A 24,771-nucleotide genomic window follows, 5' to 3' on the forward strand; every position below is an offset into this window, starting at 1 on the left:
CAATAGAAAGAGCACGGGGATGGACCGGAGAAACGGGTCCGTTCCTTTGCTCTTTCTTTGCATCGGTTTATTCCCTTTGCGAGAGAGAGCTAACCTGAGAGACTTGAGTTTGAGGTGACCCCATTTGAGCAGCTTGGCCGACAAGAGAACACGCTTCGAGCAGTTGATGCAGTCTGCCGAAGTTCCGCAGGAAGTGGCAGCGTCCTATTTCGCCGACGGCTACATCGATCAGGTCGTAGTGAGTCCGGGGAACAAGGCCTGGACCATCCATTTGGCCAAAGAAACTCTGGTGCCTGCCGACGTCTACCGATCCTTTTGCCGGATCATTCAAGAGAAATTCCAGCATATCGCCAAGGTGCGGTTTGTCATTCGCTATGGGGAAACGACGCCCGGCGACAAGCTGGTGGAAGCCTATTGGGGAATGCTCATCGAGTGGATTCAACGCGAGGAGGTCTCCATCAACGGCTGGCTCACCAAAGCCCGCTACGACGTGGACGGCTCCCGGATCACGCTGCATTTGCTCGACCGAATCGGCCTGGATCTTGCCCGCAAGAAGCAGCTCGACAAGCTGATCATTCGCTTTTTCCGCGAATTCTTCGGATATGACTGCCAAGTGACGCTCCAGATTTCCGACAACCGGGACCAGGAGATGGAGCAGTTCGCGAAGCTGATCGAGGAAGAAGGCAACAGCGTCGTTCAAGAGATTTTCACCTCCATCGAGAGGGAGAACGAGACGGCGAAGCTGGCCGAAGCGGAGATCAAGCTCATGCTGGGCTATGACATCAAAGAGCCGCCGGTCCCCATTCAGACGATCCAGGACGTTGAAAAGAAGATTACCATCCATGGCATGGTGTTCGCGCTCGATTCCCGGGAGCTGAAGAACGGCAACATGCTGTTTATGTTCAATTTGACCGACTTTACCGATTCCATCATGGTCAAGGCATTCGCCCGCAACAAGGAAGATGCGAAGGTCTACGGCCTGTTGGAGAACGGAAAATGGATCAAGGCGCGCGGCAAGGTCGAATACGATACCTTCTCCCAGCCGCCCGAGCTGATGTTCATGCCGTCCGACCTCTGCGAGGTCTCGGCTCCGCCCGCACGCAAGGACAACGCCGAGAAGAAGCGGGTTGAATTTCACCTGCATACCTCGATGAGCACGATGGACGGCATCACCCCGGTGGATGAATACATCAAGACCGCGGCCAAGTGGGGCATGAAGGCAATCGCCGTCACCGACCACAGCACCGTCCAGGCTTATCCCGAAGCGGGCAAGGCGGGAAAGAAGCACGGCATCAAGGTGATTTACGGCGTGGAGGCGAATGTCGTCAACGACGCCGTCCCCATCGTGCTCCAGCCGGACGACCGTTCGATTGCCGATACCGAGTATGTGGTCTTCGACATCGAGACCACCGGCTTGTCCGTCGTCAACAACAAGATCATCGAGATCGCGGGCGTGAAGATGCGCGGCGACCAGGTCATCGACCGGTTCTCCACCTTCATCGATCCGCACGAGACGATTCCATACAACATCACTCAGCTCACCAATATCTCCGACGATATGGTGAAGGGCGCTCCGGAGCTCGAGGAGATGCTGCCCAAATTCGCCGAATTCATCGGCGACAGCGTCATTGTGGCGCATAACGCCCAGTTCGACATGGGCTTCATTCAGGCGAACCTGAAGCGTCTCGGGCTGCCGATTCTGCCGAACCCGATTCTGGATACCCTGGAGCTGGCCCGGTTCATGTACCCGGATCTGAAGAACCACCGGTTGAATACGCTGGCGGCCAAGTTCAAGGTCAGTCTGGAAAATCACCACCGCGCCATCGACGACGCCGAAGCGACCGGCGGCGTCCTTCATGCGATGCTGAAGGAAGGCCTCCAGGAGCGCGGGTTCTCCCGCTTATCCGCGCTGAACGATAACGTCGGCAAGGACCTTTCGAATCAGCGGCCGTTCCACTGCAACATCTACGCGCGGACGCAGGCGGGCAAGAAGAACCTGTACAAGCTGATCTCGCTGTCGCATACGGAGCATTTCAACCGCGTGCCGACCATCCCGCGCACCAAGCTGAACGAGTACCGCGAAGGGCTGATGGTCATCTCGGGCTGCGAGAAGGGCGAGCTGTTCGAGACCGTTCTGAACAAATCGCGGGAAGATGCGGAACGGGTTGCGGAATTCTACGACGTGCTGGAAATTCAGCCGCTGGACATGTACCTTCACCTCGTGGACAAGGGACTTGTCGGCAGCAAGCTGGATCTGGAAAAAGCGGTCCGCACCATCTGCGAGATCGGCTACAAGCAGGGCAAGCCGGTCATAGCCACCGGCAATGTCCATTACCTGGAACCGCGCGACAAGATCTGCCGCGACATCACGATCCACGGCATCACCGGCTTCAGTCCGCTGAAGGACCAGCGCAAGCCGGATGCGCACTTCCGCACGACCGAGGAGATGCTGGAGGAATTCGCCTTCCTCGGCGCAGAGAAAGCCCGCGAAGTCGTCATCGAAGCGACCGACCGGCTGGCGGATGAGTTCGAGGAGATTCAGCTGTTCCCGAAGAAGGGCGGCCCGACCGACAACGGCCTCTTCTCGCCGATCATGGAGGGAGCGGAGGAAGAAATCCGCAGCACCTGTTACGCCACGGCCAAAGCGATGTACGGCGAACCGGTTCCCGAGATCGTCACGGCGCGCCTGGAGAAGGAGCTAAAGCCGATCATCGGCTACGGCTTCTCGGCGAACTACCTGATCTCGGAGAAGCTGGTGAAGAAGTCCAACGCCGACGGCTATCTGGTCGGCTCCCGCGGCTCGGTCGGCTCCTCGTTTGTCGCGACGATGCTCGGCATCTCCGAGGTAAATCCGTTGCCGCCGCATTACATCTGCCCGGCCTGCAAATTCAGCGAGTTCTTCACCGACGGCCGGATTCCGTCCGGATTCGATCTTCCGGACAAGGCCTGCCCGAATTGCGGCGGTCCTCTCAAGGGGGAAGGCCAGGATATTCCCTTCGAGACGTTCCTCGGCTTCAAGGGCGACAAGGTTCCCGATATCGACCTGAACTTCTCCGGCGAATACCAGCCGGAGGCCCATAACTTCACGAAGGTCATGTTCGGCGAGAAGAACGTATTCCGGGCCGGCACAATCGGAACCGTCGCGGATAAAACGGCCTTCGGATACACGAAGAAATACGAAGAGCACATGGGCAAGAGCTGGCGAAAGGCCGAAGTGGAGCGGCTCGCCATGGGCTGCACCGGCGTCCGCCGCAGCACCGGCCAGCACCCCGGCGGCATCGTCGTCGTGCCCGATTACATCGATGTGGAAGACGTGACGCCGGTCCAATATCCCGCCGACGACACGAGTGCGGATTGGATGACGACCCACTTCGATTACCACTCCTTCGAAGAGAACCTGCTCAAGCTCGATATTCTCGGACACGATGATCCGACGATGATGCGCATGCTTCAAGACCTCACCGGCGTGGACCCGACGACGATCCCGATGAATGACCCGAAGGTGATGAGCCTGTTCAGCTCGACGGACGCGCTCGGGGTCACGCCGGATCAGATTCGCACCCCGGTGGCGACCTACGGCATTCCCGAGATGGGGACCGGCTTCGTCCGGCAGATGCTCCAGGAGACGCATCCGACAACCTTCGCCGACCTGCTGCAGATTTCCGGTCTGTCGCACGGAACCGGCGTGTGGCTCGGCAATGCCCAGGAGCTGATCAAGCGCGGCGTCTGCACCATCAAGACCGTTATCGGCTGCCGCGACGACATCATGCTCTATCTGATTTACAAGGCGGGCATGGACGCGGGGCTCGCATTCAAGATCACCGAGAGCGTCCGCAAGGGCCGCGGGCTGACAGACGAGTGGAAGGAAGAAATGAAGAAGTGCAACGTCCCGGCCTGGTACATCGACTCCTGCGAGCGAATCAAGTACATGTTCCCGAAGGCGCACGCTTCCGCGTATGTCATATCGGCGGTTCGGACCGCTTACTACAAGCTCTATCATCCGATCGCCTACTATGCCACTTATTTCTCGGTGCGGGCGGAGGATTTCGATATCGAGCTGTTCTGCCAAGGCTATGACGCTATCTTAAAGAAGCTGATCGAGATCGAGAACAAGGGCTTCCAGGCCGCCCCGAAGGAAAAGGCGATGTGCCCCATCCTGGAAATGGGGCTCGAAATGACCGCGCGCGGCTTCACGTTCAAGCCGCTCGATCTCTACCGGTCGCATGCGACCAAGTTCCTGGTCGACGGCGATTCGCTGATTCCCCCGTTCTCGGCCATCGCCGGAATCGGCGACAATGCCGCGAGGCAGATTGCGGCCGCCAAGGAGGAGGGAGATTTCCTCTCCATCGAAGACTTCCAGCGCCGCTCCCGGGCGTCGAAGACCATCGTCGAGCTGCTTACGGGCATGGGCTGCTTCCGCGGCCTGCCGGAATCCAATCAGCTGTCGCTCTTTTAAGGAAGGAACCTTTGCCGGCGATAGGCAAAGGTCCTTTTTCCGCGGAGCGGCGACCTCCCGATAATTGTAAAGGCTTTTTGCTTTACGGCTATTGTAAGGGTTCACCGGTTATGGTATAATTTTTTTTGGCAATAATGAAAGTAAACGTCCGTTTGCGAGAGAGTGGGGAAACCCACTCTTTACATTTATAAATCAGACCTCATGGCTTCTCGGCACCTATGCCGTTCTGATTTGTCGGGTAAACGGCCCGTTCATCCTGTTCACAGGGAAACGGTCAGCCGTCTATCGTCATGCGTCAGAGGAAGTTGCGGTCGGATGGAACGCGAGAAGGCCGAGCCGGCTAGCGGGAACGGACTGGAGACACACGATGGTGATAAGGGGGTTAGCCGCTTGAGCGCAAGCATCAAGTCAACCGTGGAAGCCTTTGCCCTGCCGTGGCTTACGGAGCACGGATTTGAACTGGTGGATGTGGAGTACGTCAAAGAAGGCAGCAACTGGTTTTTGCGCATCTATGTAGACAAGGAAGGCGGCATCGACATCGACGATTGCGGCCAGATCAGCGAATTCATGAGCGCGAAGCTCGATGAGCTCGACCCGATTTCGGATGCGTATTTTCTCGAGGTGTCCTCGCCGGGCGCCGAACGGCCGCTCAAGAAGCCCCAGGACTTTCTCCGGGCCGAGGGCAAGCACGTCCTGATCACCACGTATGAACCCATTCAGGGATTGAAAGAATTCGAAGGACGGCTCGCTGCGGTGACCGATGATACACTGACCGTTCAGGTGGGGAAGAAAGAGTATGCCATTCCCCGCGACAAGGTGGCCGGAGCCCGGCTCGCCATCGTGTTCTAGCGGAGAGAGGACCGCAACTATTTGGAAGGGGGAATGAAAAGCGCTATGAATACCGATTTTATCGAGGCGCTGAACGAACTCGAATCAACCAAGGGAATCAGCAAGGATATCATTATCGAAGCGATTGAAGCCGCACTGATCTCCAGCTACAAACGCAATTTCAACACCGCCCAGAACGTCCGGGTGGACATCAACCGGCAGACCGGCCTCATTAAGGTCTACGCCCGCAAAACCGTTACCGAGGATGTGCTCGATCCGCGGATGGAAATCTCGCTCGAGGCCGCCCGCGAGATCAGCGGCAGCTTCGTGCTCGGGGATATCGTGGAGATTGAAGTCACGCCGCGGGATTTTGGCCGAATCGCGGCCCAGACCGCGAAGCAGGTGGTGACCCAACGCATCCGCGAAGCCGAACGCGGCCTCATCTATAACGCCTTCATTGAGAAGGAAGAGGACATCGTTACCGGGATCGTGCAGCGGCAGGACACGCGCAGCCTGTTCGTCGACCTCGGCAAGGTGGAGGCGGTGCTTCCCTTGACGGAACTGATGCCGGGAGAGAAATTCAAGCACAACGACCGGATCAAAGCTTATATTACCAAAGTGGAAAACACGACGAAGGGCCCGCAGATCTTCCTGTCCCGCACCCATCCCGGTCTCTTGAAGCGCCTGTTCGAGCTGGAAGTGCCGGAGATTTACGACGGGGTCGTCGAGATTCGCTCCGTTGCCCGCGAAGCCGGCCTGCGCTCGAAGATCGCCGTTCATTCCCGCAACTCCGAGGTCGATCCGGTCGGCTCCTGTGTCGGCCCGAAGGGCGTCCGCGTGCAGACGATCGTCAACGAGCTGCGCGGCGAGAAGATCGATATCGTGCGCTGGTCCGATGCGGTGGAGGAATACGTGGCCAATGCCCTTAGTCCCTCCAAGGTGTTGGAGGTTAACGTGTTCGAGAACGAGAAGATGTCCCGGGTTATCGTTCCGGACCATCAGCTGTCGCTTGCCATCGGCATCAAGGGGCAGAACGCCCGCTTGGCCGCCAAGCTGACCGGCTGGAAGATCGACATCAAGAGCGAATCGCAGGCGGAGCAGGAATTCGGCCGTCCGAGGTCGCTCACCGACGAGATGCCTCAGGACTCGATCAGCATCGACTGACCGGGGGCAAGACCAAGACAGGCGGTGTAAACCATGAAGCAGCGAAAAATCCCCATGCGCAAATGCGTGGCGTGTCAGGAAATGATGCCCAAGAAAGAACTGATCCGTGTTGTCCGCACCCCGGAAGGGGAAACCGAGATTGATCTTCGGGGCAAAAAGTCGGGCCGCGGCGCCTACCTGTGCGGCAAATTGTCCTGCTTCAAGCTCGCAACGAAGAACAAAGCGCTCGATCGCGCCCTCAAGGTGCCGGTCGGAGCGGAAATCTACCGGAGGCTCGAGCAGGACTTCATCAAGTCGGAGGATGAATTTCGGGCTGTGCAGGCTGAGGCGGGAGACGGCGATGAATAATCTATTTTTCAACCGGCTGGGGTTGGCTATGCGGGCGGGCAAGGTCGTGCACGGAGATTCGGCGGTTCTCGCCGCCATCCGTTCACAGGAAGCCAAGCTGGTGCTCCTCGCAGCCGATGCGTCGGACAATACCCGCAAGAAGTTTGCCGACAAGTGCAGCCATTATCATATACCGCTTGTGGAACACGGAACCCGGAGCGAGATCGGAGCCGGGATCGGAAAAGAAGCTCGTGTAGTCGTGGCTGTCGTCGACAACGGTTTTGCCAAGCTGTTGACCGAGAGCCAGGGAAAACCTGCGGAGGTGGAACGATTTGAATAAACAAGACAATAATAAAGATAAGCTCAGGGTGTACGAGTACGCCAAATCCTTGAATATGAGCAGTAAGGAGATTATAACAATTCTTAAACGACTGAATATTTCCGTTAATAATCACATGAGCGTCATGGAGAACGATTCCGTGCAGGCCGTGGAGAAATTCTTCCACGACGTCAAATCGAACGCAGCCGCCAAGCGCGCGCAAGAGGGCGGCCAGGGCGGCAAGCCCGGCCAGGGCTCGCATTCCGGCAACTCGCCGAAGAATCAGGGCGGCCACAATCGCCCGCAGAACCAGAACGGCGCCCCGGCGGCTTCCTCCGCGCCGGCATCCGGCGGCCAGCCCGCCGTGCAGCGCGCTCAGGACGAGGCAAGCCCTTCGTCCGCGCCGCAGGGCGAGCAGCCCGTGCGCAATGACCGCGGCGGCGAACGCAACGACCGCCCGCAGGGCCAGGGCGGCTATCAGGGCAACCGCGGCGGCGGTCAAGGCCAGGGCAACCGCCCGCAAGGCCAAGGCGGCGGGTACAACCGCGACGGCCAGGGCAATCGCCCGCAGGGTCAAGGCGGCGGGTACAACCGCGACGGCCAGGGCAATCGCCCGCAAGGCCAAGGCGGCGGGTACAACCGCGACGGCCAGGGCAACCGCCCGCAAGGCCAAGGCGGCGGGTACAACCGTGACGGCCAGGGCAACCGCCCGCAAGGCCAAGGCGGCGGGTACAACCGCGACGGCCAGGGCAATCGCCCGCAAGGTCAAGGCGGCGGGTACAACCGCGATGGCCAGGGCAACCGGCCGCAAGGCCAAGGTGGCGGGTACAACCGCGACGGCCAGGGCAATCGTCCGCAAGGTCAAGGCGGAGGCTATCAGGGCAACCGTCCGCAGGGCCAAGGCGGCGGCTTCAATCGCGGCGGCCAAGGCGGCAATCGTCCGCAGGGCCAAGGCGGCGGTTTCAACCGCGACGGCCAGGGCAACCGCCCGCAGGGCCAAGGCGGCGGCCGTCCGCAAGGTCAAGGTGGCTTCGGCCAGCGTCCCGCGACCAGCGCGCCGGCTTCCTCCACGGTCAACCGTCCGGAACCTCGCCGTCTCAAGGAGAAGGAGAAGGACAAAACGCCAAACCGCAGCCACGATGCCGGCGGCCGTCCGAACCGCAATGCGTTCGTGCCCGCAGGCGTGGACGAAATGGATGTAAAAGCCAACGAGGGCGTCGCCTCCAAACGCCAGAAAACCGGCAAGCGGTACGATGACCGCGCCGGCGGCCGCAATAACCGCGGGCGGGGCAGAGGGGGAGCGCAGGTTCCCCGCAAGGAGAAGATCGACAACACCCCGAAGAAGATCATCGTGCGCGGAAGCATGACGGTCGGCGAGACCGCCAAGCTGCTGCATAAGGACCTCTCCGAGGTAATCAAGAAGCTTCTGCTCATGGGAACGATGGCTACCATCAACCAAGAGCTCGATATTGATGCCATTCAACTGCTCGCTTCCGAGTTCGGCGTGGAAGTGGAGCTCAAGATCGCCGTAGACGAAGACAACTTCGAAACGATCGAAGAAGTGGACGACGAGGCCGATCTGCATGAGCGCCCGCCGGTCGTTACGATCATGGGCCATGTCGACCACGGCAAGACCACGCTGCTCGACGCCATCCGCGAATCCAGCGTCACCGAAGGCGAAGCCGGCGGCATTACCCAGCACATCGGCGCGTACCAGGTGGAAGTAAACGGCAAGAAAATCACGTTCCTGGATACCCCGGGTCACGAAGCCTTTACCTCCATGCGCGCACGCGGCGCCCAAGTCACCGACATCACCATTTTGGTCGTGGCCGCCGACGACGGCGTCATGCCGCAGACGGTCGAAGCGATCAACCATGCCAAGGCGGCGGGTGTTCCGATTATCGTCGCCGTCAACAAGATCGACAAGCCGGGCGCCAACCCGGATAAGATCAAGCAGGAGCTCACCGAATATGAGCTGGTTCCGGAAGAATGGGGCGGAGACACCATCTTCGTCAACATTTCCGCCAAGCAGCGCACCAACCTCGAAGAGCTGCTGGAAATGATCCTGCTCGTCGCGGAAGTCAAGGAACTGAAGGCCAATCCCGATAAGCGCGCCCGCGGTACGGTCATCGAAGCCGAGCTCGACAAGGGCAAGGGTCCGGTCGTGCGCGTCTTGATCCAGAACGGTACGCTGAAGGTCGGCGACAGCTTCATCGCCGGGGTATGCTTCGGCCGCGTCCGGGCGATGGTCAACGACAAGGGCAGGAAGCTTAAGGAAGCCGGTCCGTCCACCCCGGTGGAAATTACCGGTCTCACCGAGGTTCCGCATGCGGGCGACCCGTTCCTCGCTTACGAAGACGAACGCAAGGCCCGCGACATCGCCGAGCGCCGCGCCCAGACGCTCCGCCAGTCGGAAATGGGAGCCAACGTCCGCGTCACGCTGGATGATCTGTACAAACACATCCAGGAAGGCGAGATCAAGGACCTGTTTGTCATCATCAAAGCCGACGTGCAAGGGTCCGCCGAAGCGCTCAAGAGCTCACTGGAGAAGATCGACGTTCAGGGCGCCCGCGTGAAGATCATCCATTCCGGCGTCGGTGCAATCACCGAATCCGACGTATCGCTGGCTTCGGCCTCGAACGCCATCATCATCGGCTTCAACGTCCGCCCGGAACCGCAGGCCAAGTTGGCGGCGGACCAGGAGAAGGTCGATCTGCGCCTGCACCGGATCATCTACAACGTCATCGAAGAGATCGAGCAGGCCATGAAGGGCATGCTGGACCCGATCTTCAAGGAAAGCGTCATCGGCCACGCCGAAGTCCGCAACGTGTTCAAGGTATCCAAGGTGGGATCGATCGCCGGTTGTATGGTTACCCAAGGCAAGATCAGCCGTTCGGCGGAAGCCCGACTCATCCGCAACGGAATTGTGGTATACGAAGGCAAGATCGACTCGCTCAAGCGGTTCAAGGACGACGCCAAGGAAGTCGCCCAAGGCTACGAATGCGGCATCACTCTCGAAAAATACAATGACATCAAGGAAGGCGACGTCATCGAAGCCTTCGTTATGGAAACCGTTGAGAGGTGATTGAACGATGGCCAGAATCCGAACCGGCCGGGTTGCCGAAGAGATCAAAAAGGAACTCAGCCAGATACTCCAATTGGAATTCAAGGATCCGCGCATCGGATTCCTGACCATTACCGGCGTCGAGGTCACGAATGATTTGACGCAGGCGAAGGTATACCTGAGCGTCCTCGGCTCTGAAGAACAACGGGAAGCGACGCTGAAGGCGCTGGCTCGGGGCAAGGGCTTCCTCCGCTCCGAGCTCGGCAAGAAGATCCGGCTTCGAGTCGTTCCCGAGCTCATCTTCAAATTCGACAACTCGATCGATTACGGCAGCAAGATCGAGGCGCTGCTCGCCGACCTGAACGAAGGGAAGGCCGAGGAATGAGCGGGCGTCCGCTCCCGCTGGCCGACCAGCTCGATGCGGCGTGCCGTTTTCTGCGGGAGGGAGACGATTTCCTGGTGGCGGCTCATGTCAATCCCGACGGAGACGCCATCAGCTCCACCCTCGCAGTCGGCGAGATTCTTCGCCGGCTGGGCAAGCGGTACACGTTAATCAATGAAACCGGAAACCCGCCGAAATTTGCTTTTTTGGCGGGAGACCGGGTGATTGAGGATGATTCCCTTCAGCCGAATCTTGCCTTTAGCCGGGTCGTTACGGTAGACTGTGCGGATTATGACCGGCTCGGTTCCGTTCGCCGCCATATTCTGCCGGATACTCCGCTGCTCAATATTGATCATCATCCGACCAACGACGGGTTTGGCACTGTGGCGCTGCTGCAGCCGGAAGCGGCTGCGACGGCCCAGATTCTTTATTCCTTGATCCAGAAGCTTGGACTGGAGTGGGACAAGGAGCTGGCCACCTTCGTTTATACCGGTCTTCTGACCGATACGGGCGGTTTCCGCTACGCCAACACCACGCCTGAGGTGATGGCTACCGCGTCCGAACTGCTCGGCTGGGGAGTACCGGGAAGCGAGCTGGCCGAACGGCTGCTGGAACGGCTCACCTTGAAACAGGTTCGTCTGCTGCAGCGGGGCTTGTCCAGTCTGAGCTTTTCCCATGGCGGCCGTTTGGCCTGGGTCAGCGTTTCCCATTCCGATATTCAGGAGCTGGAAGCGACGAGCGACGACTTGGAGAATCTCGTCAACTACCCCCGCAATATCGAAGGGGTGGAAGTGGGCCTCTTATTCAAAGAAATCAAGCCCGGCAGCGTTAAGGTCAGCCTGCGTTCCGCCGGTACGGTCAACGTGGCCGAAGTCGCCCGTTTGTTCGGAGGCGGCGGACATGTTCGCGCTGCGGGGTGCACCGTAGAAGGCAGTCTGGAGCATGCCGTCGAGCGGGTGACCGGGGAAGCGGGGAAAGCATGGAGCTGAAAGATTCAGAGAAGGAAGCGTACGAAGGAGTGCTTCCGGTCTGGAAGCCGGAAGGGTTTACCTCGCACGATGTGGTAGCCAAGGCCCGCCGCCTGCTCGGCATTCGCCGAATCGGGCATACCGGAACCCTGGACCCCGCCGTAACCGGCGTTCTGCCGCTCTGTGTGGGACGGGCCACCCGAGTTGTCGAATACATTCAAGAGCTTCCGAAGGAATATGAAGCCGTGCTCACCGTCGGCTATGCCACCGATACCGAAGACGCAACCGGCACCGTAACGGAGCGGGTGGAACGCGCCGAGCTCTCCGGGGAGCAAGTCGAAGCCGCCTTGAAGAGATTCGTCGGAGAGATCGAGCAAATTCCGCCGATGTATTCCGCCGTCAAAGTGGAAGGGAAGCGGCTCTACGACCTGGCCCGTGCCGGCGTGGAAGTCGAGCGCAAGCCGCGGCGGGTCGTGATCTATGAGATCGAGACGCTGTCGATGGAGCTTGACCGGCCTCATCCCGTCTTAAAGCTTCGCGTTCGCTGTTCCAAGGGAACCTACATCCGCACCCTCTGCTCGGATATCGGCAGGGAGCTCGGCTATCCGGCCGTCATGTCCGGGCTGGTACGAACCAGCACGGGCGGCATCGGCCGCGAACGATGCGTGACCTTGGAACAAATCGCGGAGAAGCGGGAGAACGGGACGCTGGAGGAATGCTTCCTTCCACTCGACGAAGCCATTGCCCATCTTCCGGCGATCCGGCTGCCGGAGAGGGAAGCCGTCTTCGCTTTGCAGGGCAGAACCGTCCGCACGGCGGGACTTCCCGGCGGCGAGGATTGGTCGGACGGGTTGAACCGGGTTTATGGTCCGGCGGACGGAGAGAACGGGGAACGGTTCCTGGGGCTTTTTCGCTACGAGAGCGTTCCAAAGCTGTTGAAGCCGGAAAAGGTGTTCACCTGATTCACGGCAGAAATTCTATAGAAGAACCGGAGAACGAACATGCGTGTAATCGAATTGAAGCAACCCTATCCCGATTCCATCGCCGGAGAGAAGGGAGTGGTGATGGCGATCGGGGATTTCGACGGGGTCCATCAAGGACACCGGGAAGTGATCCGGCGGGCGTCCGCCCGGGCCAAAGAACGGGGGCTCGCCTCCGCCGTCATGACGTTCCATCCCCATCCCCGCGAGGTTCTCGGATTGGATGTGTACCGCCAGATTCTGACCCCGCTGCCGGACAAGCTTCACCTGCTGGATCGGCTGGGCCTGGACTTTACCTTCCTCGTCCACTTCGATCAAGCGTTCTCGCAGCTCTCGCCGGAGCAATTCGTGGAAACCGTCCTGATGCGGCTGAATCCGGAGACGGTCGTCGTCGGCTTCGACTTTAAATTTGGCCGCGGCGGCGAAGGAACGCCGGATACCCTGGCCGAGCTCGCCAAGGGGCGTTTTACCGTCGAGGTGGTTCGTCCGTTTCACGCCGACGGCCGAAAGGTCAGCAGTACCCTGATCCGGGACTGCCTGCTCTCCGGCGATCTGAAGGAAGCGAATCTGCTCCTGGACCGGCCTTACGCCGTCAGCGGGGAAGTCGTTACCGGAGCAGGAAGAGGGCGTACCATCGGGTTTCCCACCGCCAATGTGCTGCCTTCCTTGCCCTACGTGATTCCCGCCAACGGCGTTTACGCCGTCCGGATCGACGCCGGCGGGCAGACTTACGGAGGCGTGATGAACATCGGAGTCAAGCCGACCTTCGTCGACGATCGGGAGCGAACGCTTGAGGTCCATTTGTTTGATTATTCGGGCTCTCTCTATGGAGAAACGGTGCGGGTCGAATTTGTTTCCATGCTTCGGCCCGAGCGTAAATTCGATTCCGTGGAGCACCTGGTGGCGCAGATCGCCCGGGATGCCGATGAAGCGAGAAAACGGCTCGAAACGGCCGAATGAAGATCTTGCTGAAGCGCATTTACTTCTCTCGGACATCTATGCTATACTGATTAACGGTATTGCTACCGAACCTTTGCTTGGATTCCCGCACTCACCGGCGGTTTCTGGGCATACGGGGATGCTTGAGAACTAACAGGATAAAGGAGGTGAGCGTACATGGCATTGACCCAGGAACGGAAACACGAGTTGATTTCCGAACATCGGGTTCACGAGACGGACACGGGCTCTCCCGAAGTTCAAGTCGCGATCCTGACGGAAAACATCACGAACCTGACCAACCATCTGCGCATTCACAAGAAGGATCACCACTCCCGCCGCGGCTTGCTCAAGATGGTCGGACAGCGTCGTAAGCTGCTGTCTTACCTGAAGAACAACGACGTGAAACGGTACAGCGCGCTGATCGAGAAGCTTGGTCTCCGCAGGTAATAAGCGAAGTGGGAAGCAACCAATGTTCCCCCGTGCGTCGCCGCATGGGGGACGAGGTTGCTTTTTCTTGGATTTCTCGGCCTTCCAGAATGCACCTGTCTTGGAGCGTTCCTTCTTCCCGAGGGACAAGCTGGATCGGCCCCTGGTGCGAGTACTCCCGTCCGGCGGAATCATTGAATACATTCCGGCGGGCGTTTTTCCTATAAGAAACCAACCGCCTATGAACGTATGGAATTAAGGACATACTGGCTAATATGCAAATTAGCCATGTCCTCGTTTTTGGAGAAGGCAAGAATTCGTTTTGTTGAGTAGGAGGCAGCTATGGAAAAGATTATTCAATTTGATTTGGCGGGCCGGACATTCAGTCTGGAAACCGGCAAATTAGCCAAGCAGGCGAACGGAGCGGTTATGGCTCGCTACGGCGACACGGCCGTTCTCTGTACGGTAACCGCTTCGTCCGAACCGAAGGACCTCGACTTTTTTCCGCTGACGGTCAACTATGAAGAACGCTTATATGCCGTCGGCAAAATTCCCGGCGGATACATCAAACGCGAAGGCCGCCCCACCCAGAAGGCCATTCTGGCCAGCCGCCTGACCGACCGTCCGATCCGTCCGCTGTTCCCGGAAGGCTTCCGGAACGATGTGCAGATCGTCAATCTGGTCATGAGCGTGGATCAGGATTGCGCGCCCGACATCGTCGCCATGATCGGTACCTCGGCAGCGCTTACCCTCTCGGATGTGCCGTTCAGCGGTCCCATCGGCGGCGTCATCGTCGGCCGGATCGATGGAGAATTCATCATCAATCCGACCGTGGAGCAGGCCGATAAGACCGAGCTGTTCCTCGTGGTAGCCGGCACCAAGGACGCCATCATGATGGTCGAGGCGGAAGCCCACGAGATTCCGGAAGAAGTCATGCTCGAAGCGATCATGTTCGGACATGAAGAAATCAAGAAGATCGTCGCCAAGATCGAAGAGTTCGCTCAGGATACGGCGAAGCCCAAGATGGAAGTCAAGCTGCATCAGGTCGATCCCCAGGTCGACCGCGATGTCCGCGAATTCGCCGCCGCCCGTCTGGTGGAAGCGGTCCGTATCAACGAGAAGCAGGCGCGTCAGGATGCGATCGACGCCGTCAATGCCGAAGCCGTCGCTCATTTCCAGGAGGCGTACGAGCTCGATGCCGACAAGATCGGCGACGTGAAGGAAGTGCTCTATGACATCGTCAAAGAGGAAGTCCGCCGCCTGATTACCCACGACAAGGTTCGTCCGGACGGACGGGCGCTTGACGAGATTCGTCCGATCAGCTGCGAAACCTCGCTGCTGCCGCGCACGCACGGCTCCGCGCTCTTTACCCGCGGCCAGACTCAGGCGCTCAGCGTCTGCACCCTGGGCGCACTGGGAGACGTTCAGATTCTCGACGGTCTCGACCTGGAAGAATCGAAGCGGTTCATGCATCACTACAATTTCCCGCCGTTCAGCGTCGGCGAAGCCCGCCCGCTGCGCGCGCCCGGCCGCCGCGAGATCGGCCACGGCGCCCTCGGCGAGCGCGCCTTGGAAATGGTGCTGCCGGATGAAGCCGAATTCCCGTACACGATCCGCCTTGTCGCGGAAGTGCTGGAATCGAACGGCTCCACCTCGCAGGCCAGTATCTGTGCCAGCTGTATGGCGATGATGGATGCCGGGGTTCCGATCAAGTCTCCCGTCGCCGGCGTAGCCATGGGTCTCATCAAGGATGGCGACCACGTGTCGATCCTGACGGACATTCAGGGCATGGAAGACCATCTCGGCGACATGGACTTTAAGGTGGCCGGCACGAAGAAGGGCGTTACCGCCATTCAGATGGACATCAAGATCGACGGCATCAACCGCGAGATTCTTGCCGAAGCGCTCCAGCAGGCCTACAAGGGCCGCCTGTTCATCATGGACAAAATGATGGGAGCGATCAGCGAACCCCGCAAGGAGCTGTCCAAATACGCTCCGAAGATCATCATCATGCAGATCAACCCGGACAAGATCCGCGAGGTCATCGGCGCCGGCGGCAAGATCATCAACAAGATCATCGAAGAAACCGGCGTAAAGATCGACATCGAGCAGGACGGCAAGGTCTACATCGCTTCTTCCAACCAGGAAATGAACGAGAAGGCCCGGTCCATCATCGAGGGGATCGTCCGCGATGTGGTTATCGGCGAGATTTACGTCGGCACCGTCAAGCGGGTTGAGAAGTTCGGCGCCTTCGTCGAAGTTCTGCCCGGCAAGGAAGGGCTCGTTCACATTTCCCAGCTGTCCACCGAGCGGGTGGCGAAGGTGGAGGATGTGGTCAACATCGGCGATACGATCACGGTGAAGGTAACCGAGATCGATCCGCAGGGCCGCATCAACTTGTCCCGCAAAGTCGTGCTGGACCCCACGGCTTCCGCCGAGATCGTCCGCACGCCCCGTCCCGAAGGCGGGCACGGCGGCCGTCCCTCGGGCGACCGTCCGCGCGGTCCGCGTCCGGAGAGAAGGCCGTAAGCCGTTAAGCAATGCGGGTCGGCCCGCCAAGGATCGCCGCTCGCCAATCGAATATAAGCAAACAGGGAGACCTTCGGTTCTCCCTTTTTTTGCATTGAACGGCCTGTCTCTCGCATCGGCTCCTCATAATGACCGCATGCTTCTAAGCTTGGCCCGCCCGGCATACGCTAGAACCAAAAGGCGCTATCATGCCCGGAAACGGAGGGATGTCCCTCATGCGGAGACCGAATGAGCGAACGGCGGTAATCCTGGGACTCTTGATTGTGTTTATTCTCTGGTCAAGCGGGCCTTGGTTGGGGATTGACGCTTATGTAGCCAAAGTCAAGCAAGAGCGGATGGGAGAGGCCAAAACCGCGCTCGGCGGGGAAAAGCCGGAGAAGCGCGGCATGACGGAGGACGAGCTGCGGGAGCGAATCCGCCAAGAAGCGGCTTCGCGGTATGTCGCTCCGGTGGATGCCCGGATCGACCGCGTGTGGAAGGCCATCCCCGGCTACAACGGGCTGGAGGTGGACGAGGCCCGAACCTTGAAGCTGGCCCTTGCCCATAAGACCGGACCGGAAGACCCGCTGCCGTTCGTCTACAATGAACGGGAGCCGAAGATCCAGCTGTCCGATCTTCCCGCCGAACCGGTCTACAAAGGCAACCCGAACAAGCCGATGGCCGCCCTGATGATCAATGTGGCCTGGGGCGAGGAATATCTGCCGGACATGCTCAATACCTTGCTTAACGAAAACGTTCATGCTACATTCTTCTTTGACGGTTCTTGGCTGTCGAAGCATGTGGAGCTGGCGAAGCAGATCGGCTCCTACGGGCATGAATTGTCTAATCATGCGTATTCCCATCCCGATATGAGCAAGCTGAGCAGGTCGTTGGCGGAAAGCCAGATCGTCAAGACCCAAGCGCTGCTTCAGGAAAAACTCGGCGTCCGGAACACGCTGTTCGCCCCGCCCTCCGGCGATTTTGACGCAGAGACGGTACAGATTGCCCATGAGCAGGGGCTGACGACCGTTCTATGGACGCTGGATACGGTGGATTGGAAGAACCCGCCGCCCTCCGCGATCCTGCGCCGCATCGCCCCGAGGCTGGAGCCCGGATCGCTGATCCTGATGCATCCGACGGCCTCCACCCGCGACGCCCTTCCCGAACTCATCCGCGCCATCAAGCAAAAGGGACTGGCCCTGGGCACCGTGAGCGAGCTTTTGTCATCCAAGCGGCTTCCCTCTCTGGAATGGAAGGGGAACCTTCCGCTCGCGGATGCCGAGTCGTTTCTCACTGGACCGAGATAATGCAAGAGGAGGTATTCCGTGATTAAACAGCAATTGTCGAATGGCCTGCGGGTCGTTCTTGAACCCATTCCCACTCTCCGTTCCGTCTCGTTCGGCATCTGGGTCAAAGCCGGATCGCGCAACGAGTCCCCGGAGCAGAACGGCATCACCCACTTTATCGAACACATGCTGTTCAAAGGCACCGACCGCCATACGGCCAAGGATATTGCCGATATCTTCGACGGCATCGGCGGCAACGTCAATGCGTTTACGACCAAAGAATATACCTGCTATTACGCCAAGGTGTTGGATGAGCATCTGCCGATCGCCGTCGACGTTCTCTCGGACATGTTCTTTCACTCCCGCTTCGAGCAGGAAGAACTGAACAAGGAAAGAGGCGTCATTCTCGAGGAAATCTCGATGTACGAAGACACGCCGGATGACCTGGTGCACGATTTGATCGCGAAGGCAGCCTACGATCATCATCCGCTGGGCTATACCATTCTGGGAACCGAAGCGAATCTCAAGCGATTCACGCCGGACACGCTGCGCGATTATATGAAAGAACGGTACCGGGTCGAGGATATTGTCATCGCCGTCGCGGGGCATTATCCGGAATCGATTCTGGAGCTCTTGGAGGAAAAGTTCGGCTCATATCGGAACACCGGCCCGGAAGCGGCTACCGAACCGCCGATCTTTCAATCGGGGCTTGAATTCTTCCGCAAAAAGACGGAGCAGAACCACATCTGCCTGTCGCTGCCGGGCTGCGGCCTGAACGACGACCGGCTGTATTCCATGATCCTGCTGAATAACGCGCTCGGCGGCGGAATGAGTTCGCGCCTGTTCCAGGAAATCCGCGAGAAGCGGGGACTCGCCTATTCGGTCTATTCGTATCATTCGGCACACGCGGACAGCGGGATGTTCACGATCTATGCGGGAACGGCTCCCAAGCAGACCGACGAGGTTCTGAAGCTGACATTCGAAATTCTGAACGAGGTCATCGAGCAGGGGCTGAGTCCCGAGGAGCTCCGCCGCGGCAAAGAGCAGATGAAGGGAAGCCTGATCCTCGGCTTGGAGAGCTCCAGCAGCCGGATGAACCGGATCGGCAAGAACGAGCTGATGCTGGGCAAGCATCCGTCGATCGACGAGCTGCTTAACCGCATCGAAGCCGTAACCCTGGAGAACGTCCGCGAGCTGACGCGCGACTTGTTCTCCCAGCCGTTTGCCGCTGCCATGGTCGGCGGCAGCGACAAGGCGATTCAAGCCGTGAGGAGGGATTCCTTTGCTTCATCAAGTTCTCATTAAGAAGCTGCCCGGCACGGAAGACATCCCTCTGCCCACGAGGATGTCCGAATGGGCTGCAGGCTTCGATCTGTACGCGGCGGTAGCCGAGCCGGTCGAGCTTAAGCCGGGCGAGCGGGCATTGATTCCGACCGGGTTCCAGATGGCTATGCCCGGCGAGCTGGAAGCGCAGGTCCGCCCGCGCAGCGGCTTGGCGCTGAAGCATGGCATCACCTGCCTGAATTCGCCCGGCACCATCGACGCGGACTACCGCGGCGAGGTGAAGGTGCTGCTGGCGAATCTGGGGACGGTTCCCTTCACGATCAACCGCAAGGAGCGGATCGCCCAGATGGTCTTTCAGCGGATTCCCCAGGTCGAACTGGCGGAAGCGGATGAGCTTCCCGAAACGGCTAGGGGAGAAGGCGGCTTCGGCCACACCGGCCGCCGGTGACGAAGCGTTCCGCCCCGCGGTTCGCCTGGATGCAGGCGAAGAAGAGGGAAAGCGAGCGAAAAAAAGCTGCCCGATCGGGCAGCTCTTTTGCTGTTCGGCGGGGCAAAATCTTGAAAAAAACGGAATCCGGGAGTAAGCTTAGTCTGCTGTGTTCGAAGCGGACGACCCTTACGGGAAAAAAGCCCATCCGATCGATATCGCGAGTAACCGGCGATAGGCGGTTCATCCTAAGCGGATAAGCCGAACGCATGACAACAAACAGGCGGCCGCAGCCGCGGCGGCCGGGAGGAAACCGTATGGACCGTTTAGCCAAAAAGTCGTTTTGGACATCGCCCTTTTTTATTTTTACGATATTGATGATCTTCAAAATTTATTTGTCCTGGTTTGTGATCTTCGGAGCCGGGGTCGAAGCGCTGCCGCTTGTGACCGCTTTGTTCTCCGTATGGACGATCTTCTGCCTGATCGAGCGGCTGGCCGGCAAGCGGAAGTACCTGTGGTATATGATTGTGGACGTCATCCTGACCTCGGTGTATTTTGCCGCCATTATGTATTACAAATATTACGGCGTCATCGTCACCTACCGGGCGCTGCAGCAGGCCAATCAGGTCACGCAGGTCAAGGGCAGCGTGTTCCATCTCATGCATCCCTACTTTTTGCTGATCTACGTCGACATCGTGGTGTTTCTGCTGCTGCAGCTGTTCGTCAAGCGGTTTCGCGGTTGGGGCAACGGAAAGACCCCCTTCCGCAGCTTGGCGACGGCGGGACTCGTCGTCTCGCTCGCCTTCTCCGTCGGCATAACTTGGTTGAACCGGGATATCGTCAACGAGGTGAAGAAGGCCCAGCACATGGGGGTCGTCAATTACGAGGTTTACACCATCGCCTCGGACTTGAGCAAGCGCTCGGCCAAGCCGTATCCGGTCACCCCGGAGATGGTCGAACAGATCAAGGGAACTACGCCGCTCAACCCCTCGGGAACGGCTGCCTTAACCGGAATCGCCAAAGGGCGGAATGTCATCGTCATTCAATTGGAAGCCTTTCAGGACATCCTCATCGACAAATCGATCGACGGGGTCGAACTGACTCCGACCATGAACAGGCTGGCCCGAGAGAACGTGTACTTCAAGAATTTTTTTCAGCAAGCGGGACAGGGCAATACCTCGGATGCGGAATTCCTGACCAATACCTCGCTGTTTGTTCCGCCGAATGGAGCCGCCTCGCAGACCTATACGGACAAAGACCTGCCGAGCCTGCCCAAGATGTTCAAGGACATCGGGTACCGCGCCGTCACGTTCCATACGAACGACGTGCAGTTCTGGAACCGCAAGGAGCTGTACGATGCGCTCGGATTCGATCACCATTACGACAAGACCTTTTTCAAGGACGAGGACTTTCTCTTCTTCGGCGCCTCCGATCCGGTGCTCTACCGCAAGACGGCGGAGGAAATGGGACGGCTGCAAAAGGAAGGCACCAAGTTCTACGCCAACGTGATCTCGATGTCCAGCCACCATCCGTTTGACCTGCCGGAAAATCGCCGGCTGATCAAGCTGCCGGACAACTACCAGAATACGTTCGTCAACGATTACATCACCGCCGAGAATTACGCCGACCATGCCCTTGGGGAGTTTGTGGACGAGCTGAAGGCCAACGGGGTTTGGGACAACAGCCTGATCGTCATCTACGGCGACCATATGGGAATGCCGGTGTACTCCTTGACCGACCACGAGAAGGGGCTCTTGAAGGAGTTCCTCGGCCGCGAATACAATTACCAGGACATGCTGAACATTCCGCTGATCGTCTCGGTGCCGGGCAAGCTGGCGGCCCATACCTACAGCCATGTAGGCGGCCAGATCGACATCCTCCCGACCATCGCCAATCTGATGGACCTGTCGCTTGCGAACCGGGTAATCTTCGGCCAGGATATTCTCAACAACCGCAACGACCTGCTGCCGGAGCGCTATTATCTGCCCTCGGGATCGTTTATCACCAATAAAGCGATCTTCGTTCCGGGAAAAGGCTACGAGGACGGGGAGACCTACCCGCTTCCGGAAGGGGAGGAGCCGCAGGGGGGTCCGAATGAAACAACCAAGGACCAATACGAACGGGCGCTCAAGCTCATCCAGCTCTGCGACGATTACGTCAAAACGCTGCCCGAACGCCCTTGAGCCTCCCTGCAATCCCGCAACGCCCATTTCAACCGCTTGCTGCCGTCCGTTCGGCACAGGCGGTTTTTTTGCGTTTAAGTCGTCGTGCGACCAGGCATCTACCCAAGTGGGGTATGCGAATCACCCATCCGCACAGAGGGGCATAGGATAGCGTATCGACAACGGCCAGAAGGGTGTGACCACATGCTTACCGGAATCCGGGTAACCATCATCGGCGGGGATGCGAGACAGCTGGAAGTGATCCGGCGGCTGAGCGAACTGGATGCGACTGTGCAAATGATCGGATTTGACAATTGGGAGTGCCGGCTCAGCGGGGTGCGCAAGGCCGAGCTGACTCCCGCAGCCGTCGCGGCATCCGACGCCATCCTGCTTCCGGCTGTGGGCACAGACGACGCCGGCCGGATTGAATCGGTTTTCTCGGCCTCCTCCCTGGTATTCACCGAGGAACTCGCGGCTTCTCTTTCTGCCGATGTGCAGATTTTCACAGGAATGGCAAAACCTTATTTGCGCGATTTGTGCAAAAGACATTCGCTCGCGCTCACCGAATTGTTCGACCGCGACGACGTGGCGATTCTGAATTCGATCCCCACGGCCGAAGGGGCGGTCATGATTGCAGTGCAGAACACCGATTTCACCATTCACGGCTCCCGCAGTTTGGTTCTCGGTTTTGGACGCACCGGCTTCACGATGGCCCGTGTGCTTCAGGGATTGGGCGCCCGTGTAGCCGTGATGGTCCGCAAGCCCGAGCATTTCGCCCGCGCCAGCGAGATGGGCTTTCATGCATTCTATCCCGACAGCCTCGCCGAGGAAGCGATGAGCGCCGACCTCGTCTTCAACACCGTTCCGTCCCTCGTCCTCACGGCGAAGGTGATCGCCAAGCTTCCGGCTCATGCGTTCGTGCTGGATCTGGCCAGTAAGCCGGGCGGAACGGATTTCCGCTATGCCGAGAAGCGGGGGATCAAAGCCATGCTTGCTCCGGGCCTTCCCGGCATTGTGGCGCCAAAGACGGCGGGAAAGATCATCGGAGAAACCCTCAGCCAGCTGCTGTCCCAGACCTTAGACAACGGGAGGAGCCCAACATGAATTTTGCCGGAATCACTGTCGGCTTTGCCTTGTCCGCTTCCCATTGCACGTTCTCCGAAGTGGTGCCGCAGATCGACCGGCTGGTGGCCGCCGGAGCGGATGTGGTGCCGCTTGCGACGCCTTCGCTCCTGTCCACGGACACCCGCTTTGGAACGAGCGGGTTCTGGCAAAAAGAGTTGAAAGAACGTACCGGAAATGATATCATTTCTACAATTGTGGAGGCGGAACCGCTCGGTCCATCCAAGCGGTTTGACGTTCTCGTCATCGCGCCTTGCACCGGGAACACCACCAGCAAGCTTGCGAACGCGATGACGGACAATGCGGTTCTGATGGCGGCCAAGGCCCAGATGCGGAATCATCGTCCGGTCGTGATCGCGCTCTCCACGAACGACGGCCTCGGTTTGAACGCCGCCAATATCGCTAAGCTTTTGGCAGCCAAATCGATTTACTTCGTGCCGTTCGGCCAGGATGCTCCCTTCGCAAAGCCGAATTCGCTCGTGGCGAAGATGGAGCTGATCCCCGAAACCTGCGAAGCCGCATTGGCCGGCAGGCAGCTGCAGCCGCTCCTCGTCGAGCGGTTCGGTTAATCGCCGGAACGAATAGGCAGAACGGCTTTTTCCGCCTGGCTTCCGGTGCACCCGGGGGCCCGGCGTATCTGTTTTTAACCACGCACCGTTGCTAGCAAGATGCCATCATCCAAGAACCGATGGGTAGGAAAAGAGGGAGAACCGTGCGGATTCTCGTGCAGAAGTTCGGTGGCACATCCGTATCGAACGCGGAAGCAAGAACACATGTGATTCGGCATATCCGAAAGGCGCTTCAGGATCAATACAAGCTTGTGGTGGTCGTCTCCGCCATGGGTCGCAGGGGAGATCCCTACGCGACGGACACGCTGTTGGAGCTGGTCTCCGGCTCGGGAGGCAAGCTGCCGGAGCGCGAGAAGGATATGCTGCTCTATTGCGGGGAAATGATCTCGGCGGTCACGCTTTGCAGCTTGCTTCACGCCGAAGGCATCACAGCCTCCGTGCTGAACGGGGGACAAGCGGGAATCCTGACCAACGATCACTTCGGCAATGCCCAGATCCTGTCGATCAGCCCGACCCGGGTGGTCGAAATGCTGGAGGATGACCAAGTCGTCATCGTCACAGGGTTTCAAGGCAGGACCGCGGCCGATGACATCACTACCCTCGGCCGGGGAGGAAGCGATACGACCGCGACCGCCCTCGGAGTCGCTCTCCATGCCGAGATTGTCGATATTTTCACGGACGTGGACGGCATTCTGACCGCCGATCCCAAGATTGTCCACGACGCGCGGCAGCTGCCGCAAATTTCCTTCACGGAAATTTGCAACATGGCCTATAATGGAGCAAAGGTCATTCATCCCCGCGCCGTCGAAATCGCCATGCAGGCGAACATGCCGGTTCGCGTACGCTCGACCTTCTCGGAATCGGAGGGCACGCTCGTCACCGGCCTGCCGGAGGCCCGGGAGCTCGGGGGACGAGTGGGCGACCGGACGGTTACGGCGATCGCCCATGTGGCGAACGTCTGCCAGATCCAAATCGTTCAGGAGGAAGGGCAATACGACCTTCAACTCCGGGTTTTTAAAGCAATGGCTCAAGAGGGAATCAGCGTAGACTTCATCAACGTCTATCCGTCCGGATTGGTCTTCACGGTCTCGGATGCCGTTGCGGAGCGGGCTGCCGATACCATAAGGGCAATGGGTTACGAACCGAAGATCCTGACCGGCTGCGCCAAGGTCTCCGTCATCGGCGGCGGCATCAGCGGCGTACCCGGCATCATGGCGCGGATCGTGGAAGCTTTAACCGAGCAGGACGTTGCCATTCTACAGTCGGCCGATTCAAACATCACCATCTGGGTGCTCGTCCACGGCGATGAGATGATCCGGGCTGTGCAGGCGCTGCATGCCAAATTTCTATTAAACGCATGAACCGCTTACTACCGGGGGAACTTCCCCCGGCTTTTGGGGCCTGATACGAACAAGCCATATAGACGGAACAAACGAAAGCCGGAGAAGAGGAAGGTCGTGAAGAAGCGAAGCGTTCGCCTTTGATACCGGATTTCTCCTAAAAAGTTCATTCCGAAAATCTGGGATCAACAGCGATCGGAATGATCTTCCATCTGTGCAG

The 24,771-nt window shown here is 59.0% G+C and carries 19 protein-coding genes; all 19 read left to right on the forward strand.

The window, feature by feature from the left end:
• Nucleotides 1-124: 124 nt before the first annotated feature.
• The 19 genes from ACSEXS_RS07215 to dapG all read left to right on the forward strand — a co-directional run bounded on the left by ACSEXS_RS07215 (nucleotide 125) and on the right by dapG (nucleotide 24,572).
• Nucleotides 125-4,456: a PolC-type DNA polymerase III gene (locus tag ACSEXS_RS07215; protein WP_438432484.1), complete on the forward strand. Its 4,332-nt coding sequence runs from the start codon at nucleotides 125-127 to the stop codon at nucleotides 4,454-4,456.
• 390 nt (nucleotides 4,457-4,846) lie between these two features.
• Nucleotides 4,847-5,305, forward strand: a complete 459-nt coding sequence (rimP, locus tag ACSEXS_RS07220; protein ID WP_438432485.1) for a ribosome maturation factor RimP — start codon at nucleotides 4,847-4,849, stop codon at nucleotides 5,303-5,305.
• A gap of 45 nt (nucleotides 5,306-5,350) precedes the next feature.
• Nucleotides 5,351-6,448, forward strand: a complete 1,098-nt coding sequence (gene nusA, locus ACSEXS_RS07225) for a transcription termination factor NusA (RefSeq protein WP_438432486.1) — start codon at nucleotides 5,351-5,353, stop codon at nucleotides 6,446-6,448.
• A gap of 33 nt (nucleotides 6,449-6,481) precedes the next feature.
• A complete protein-coding gene (gene rnpM, locus ACSEXS_RS07230; RefSeq protein WP_438432487.1) occupies nucleotides 6,482-6,796 on the forward strand; it encodes an RNase P modulator RnpM in 315 nt (104 codons plus the stop codon).
• A complete protein-coding gene (locus tag ACSEXS_RS07235) occupies nucleotides 6,789-7,115 on the forward strand; it encodes a L7Ae/L30e/S12e/Gadd45 family ribosomal protein (protein ID WP_438432488.1) in 327 nt (108 codons plus the stop codon). The genes rnpM and ACSEXS_RS07235 overlap by 8 nt, the downstream gene beginning before the upstream one ends.
• Entirely contained in the window at nucleotides 7,108-10,179 is a 3,072-nt protein-coding gene (gene infB, locus ACSEXS_RS07240) for a translation initiation factor IF-2 (protein WP_438432489.1), read from the forward strand. The genes ACSEXS_RS07235 and infB overlap by 8 nt, the downstream gene beginning before the upstream one ends.
• 7 nt (nucleotides 10,180-10,186) lie before the next feature.
• On the forward strand, nucleotides 10,187-10,543 hold the full coding sequence (gene rbfA / locus ACSEXS_RS07245) for a 30S ribosome-binding factor RbfA (protein ID WP_438432490.1): 357 nt from the start codon (nucleotides 10,187-10,189) through the stop codon (nucleotides 10,541-10,543).
• The gene (locus ACSEXS_RS07250; RefSeq protein WP_438432491.1) at nucleotides 10,540-11,529 is read left to right on the forward strand and encodes a DHH family phosphoesterase; all 990 of its coding nucleotides are present in this window, start codon (nucleotides 10,540-10,542) and stop codon (nucleotides 11,527-11,529) included. Before rbfA ends, ACSEXS_RS07250 begins: the two co-directional genes overlap by 4 nt.
• Nucleotides 11,520-12,470, forward strand: coding sequence for a tRNA pseudouridine(55) synthase TruB (gene truB, locus ACSEXS_RS07255; protein ID WP_438432492.1), 951 nt, complete (start codon nucleotides 11,520-11,522; stop codon nucleotides 12,468-12,470). The genes ACSEXS_RS07250 and truB overlap by 10 nt, the downstream gene beginning before the upstream one ends.
• A 39-nt stretch (nucleotides 12,471-12,509) precedes the next feature.
• On the forward strand, nucleotides 12,510-13,448 hold the full coding sequence (locus tag ACSEXS_RS07260; RefSeq protein ID WP_438432493.1) for a bifunctional riboflavin kinase/FAD synthetase: 939 nt from the start codon (nucleotides 12,510-12,512) through the stop codon (nucleotides 13,446-13,448).
• Nucleotides 13,449-13,604: 156 nt separating this feature from the next.
• On the forward strand, nucleotides 13,605-13,874 hold the full coding sequence (gene rpsO, locus ACSEXS_RS07265; RefSeq protein WP_438432494.1) for a 30S ribosomal protein S15: 270 nt from the start codon (nucleotides 13,605-13,607) through the stop codon (nucleotides 13,872-13,874).
• A 321-nt stretch (nucleotides 13,875-14,195) separates the two neighbouring features.
• Nucleotides 14,196-16,382: a polyribonucleotide nucleotidyltransferase gene (pnp, locus tag ACSEXS_RS07270; protein WP_438432495.1), complete on the forward strand. Its 2,187-nt coding sequence runs from the start codon at nucleotides 14,196-14,198 to the stop codon at nucleotides 16,380-16,382.
• Nucleotides 16,383-16,597: 215 nt separating this feature from the next.
• Nucleotides 16,598-17,668 carry a polysaccharide deacetylase family protein gene (locus tag ACSEXS_RS07275; protein WP_438432496.1) on the forward strand — a complete coding sequence of 357 codons (1,071 nt, stop codon included), beginning with the start codon at nucleotides 16,598-16,600 and terminating at the stop codon, nucleotides 17,666-17,668.
• An 18-nt stretch (nucleotides 17,669-17,686) separates the two neighbouring features.
• Nucleotides 17,687-18,952, forward strand: coding sequence for a M16 family metallopeptidase (locus ACSEXS_RS07280; protein ID WP_438432497.1), 1,266 nt, complete (start codon nucleotides 17,687-17,689; stop codon nucleotides 18,950-18,952).
• Complete coding sequence (dut, locus tag ACSEXS_RS07285; RefSeq protein WP_438432498.1) at nucleotides 18,930-19,379, forward strand: dUTP diphosphatase; 450 nt, start codon at nucleotides 18,930-18,932, stop codon at nucleotides 19,377-19,379. The genes ACSEXS_RS07280 and dut overlap by 23 nt, the downstream gene beginning before the upstream one ends.
• Nucleotides 19,380-19,675: 296 nt before the next feature.
• On the forward strand, nucleotides 19,676-21,541 hold the full coding sequence (locus ACSEXS_RS07290; protein ID WP_438432499.1) for an LTA synthase family protein: 1,866 nt from the start codon (nucleotides 19,676-19,678) through the stop codon (nucleotides 21,539-21,541).
• 183 nt (nucleotides 21,542-21,724) lie between these two features.
• Entirely contained in the window at nucleotides 21,725-22,624 is a 900-nt protein-coding gene (dpsA, locus tag ACSEXS_RS07295) for a dipicolinate synthase subunit DpsA (RefSeq protein WP_438432500.1), read from the forward strand.
• A complete protein-coding gene (locus ACSEXS_RS07300; RefSeq protein ID WP_438432501.1) occupies nucleotides 22,621-23,211 on the forward strand; it encodes a dipicolinate synthase subunit B in 591 nt (196 codons plus the stop codon). The genes dpsA and ACSEXS_RS07300 overlap by 4 nt, the downstream gene beginning before the upstream one ends.
• Before the next feature lie 143 nt (nucleotides 23,212-23,354).
• Nucleotides 23,355-24,572 (forward strand): aspartate kinase, encoded by a 1,218-nt coding sequence (gene dapG, locus ACSEXS_RS07305; RefSeq protein WP_438432502.1) that lies wholly within the window; start codon nucleotides 23,355-23,357, stop codon nucleotides 24,570-24,572.
• The last annotated feature ends 199 nt before the right edge of the window (nucleotides 24,573-24,771 follow it).

This window comes from Gorillibacterium terrae (assembly GCF_051594785.1).
Lineage (GTDB): Bacteria > Bacillota > Bacilli > Paenibacillales > NBRC-103111 > Gorillibacterium.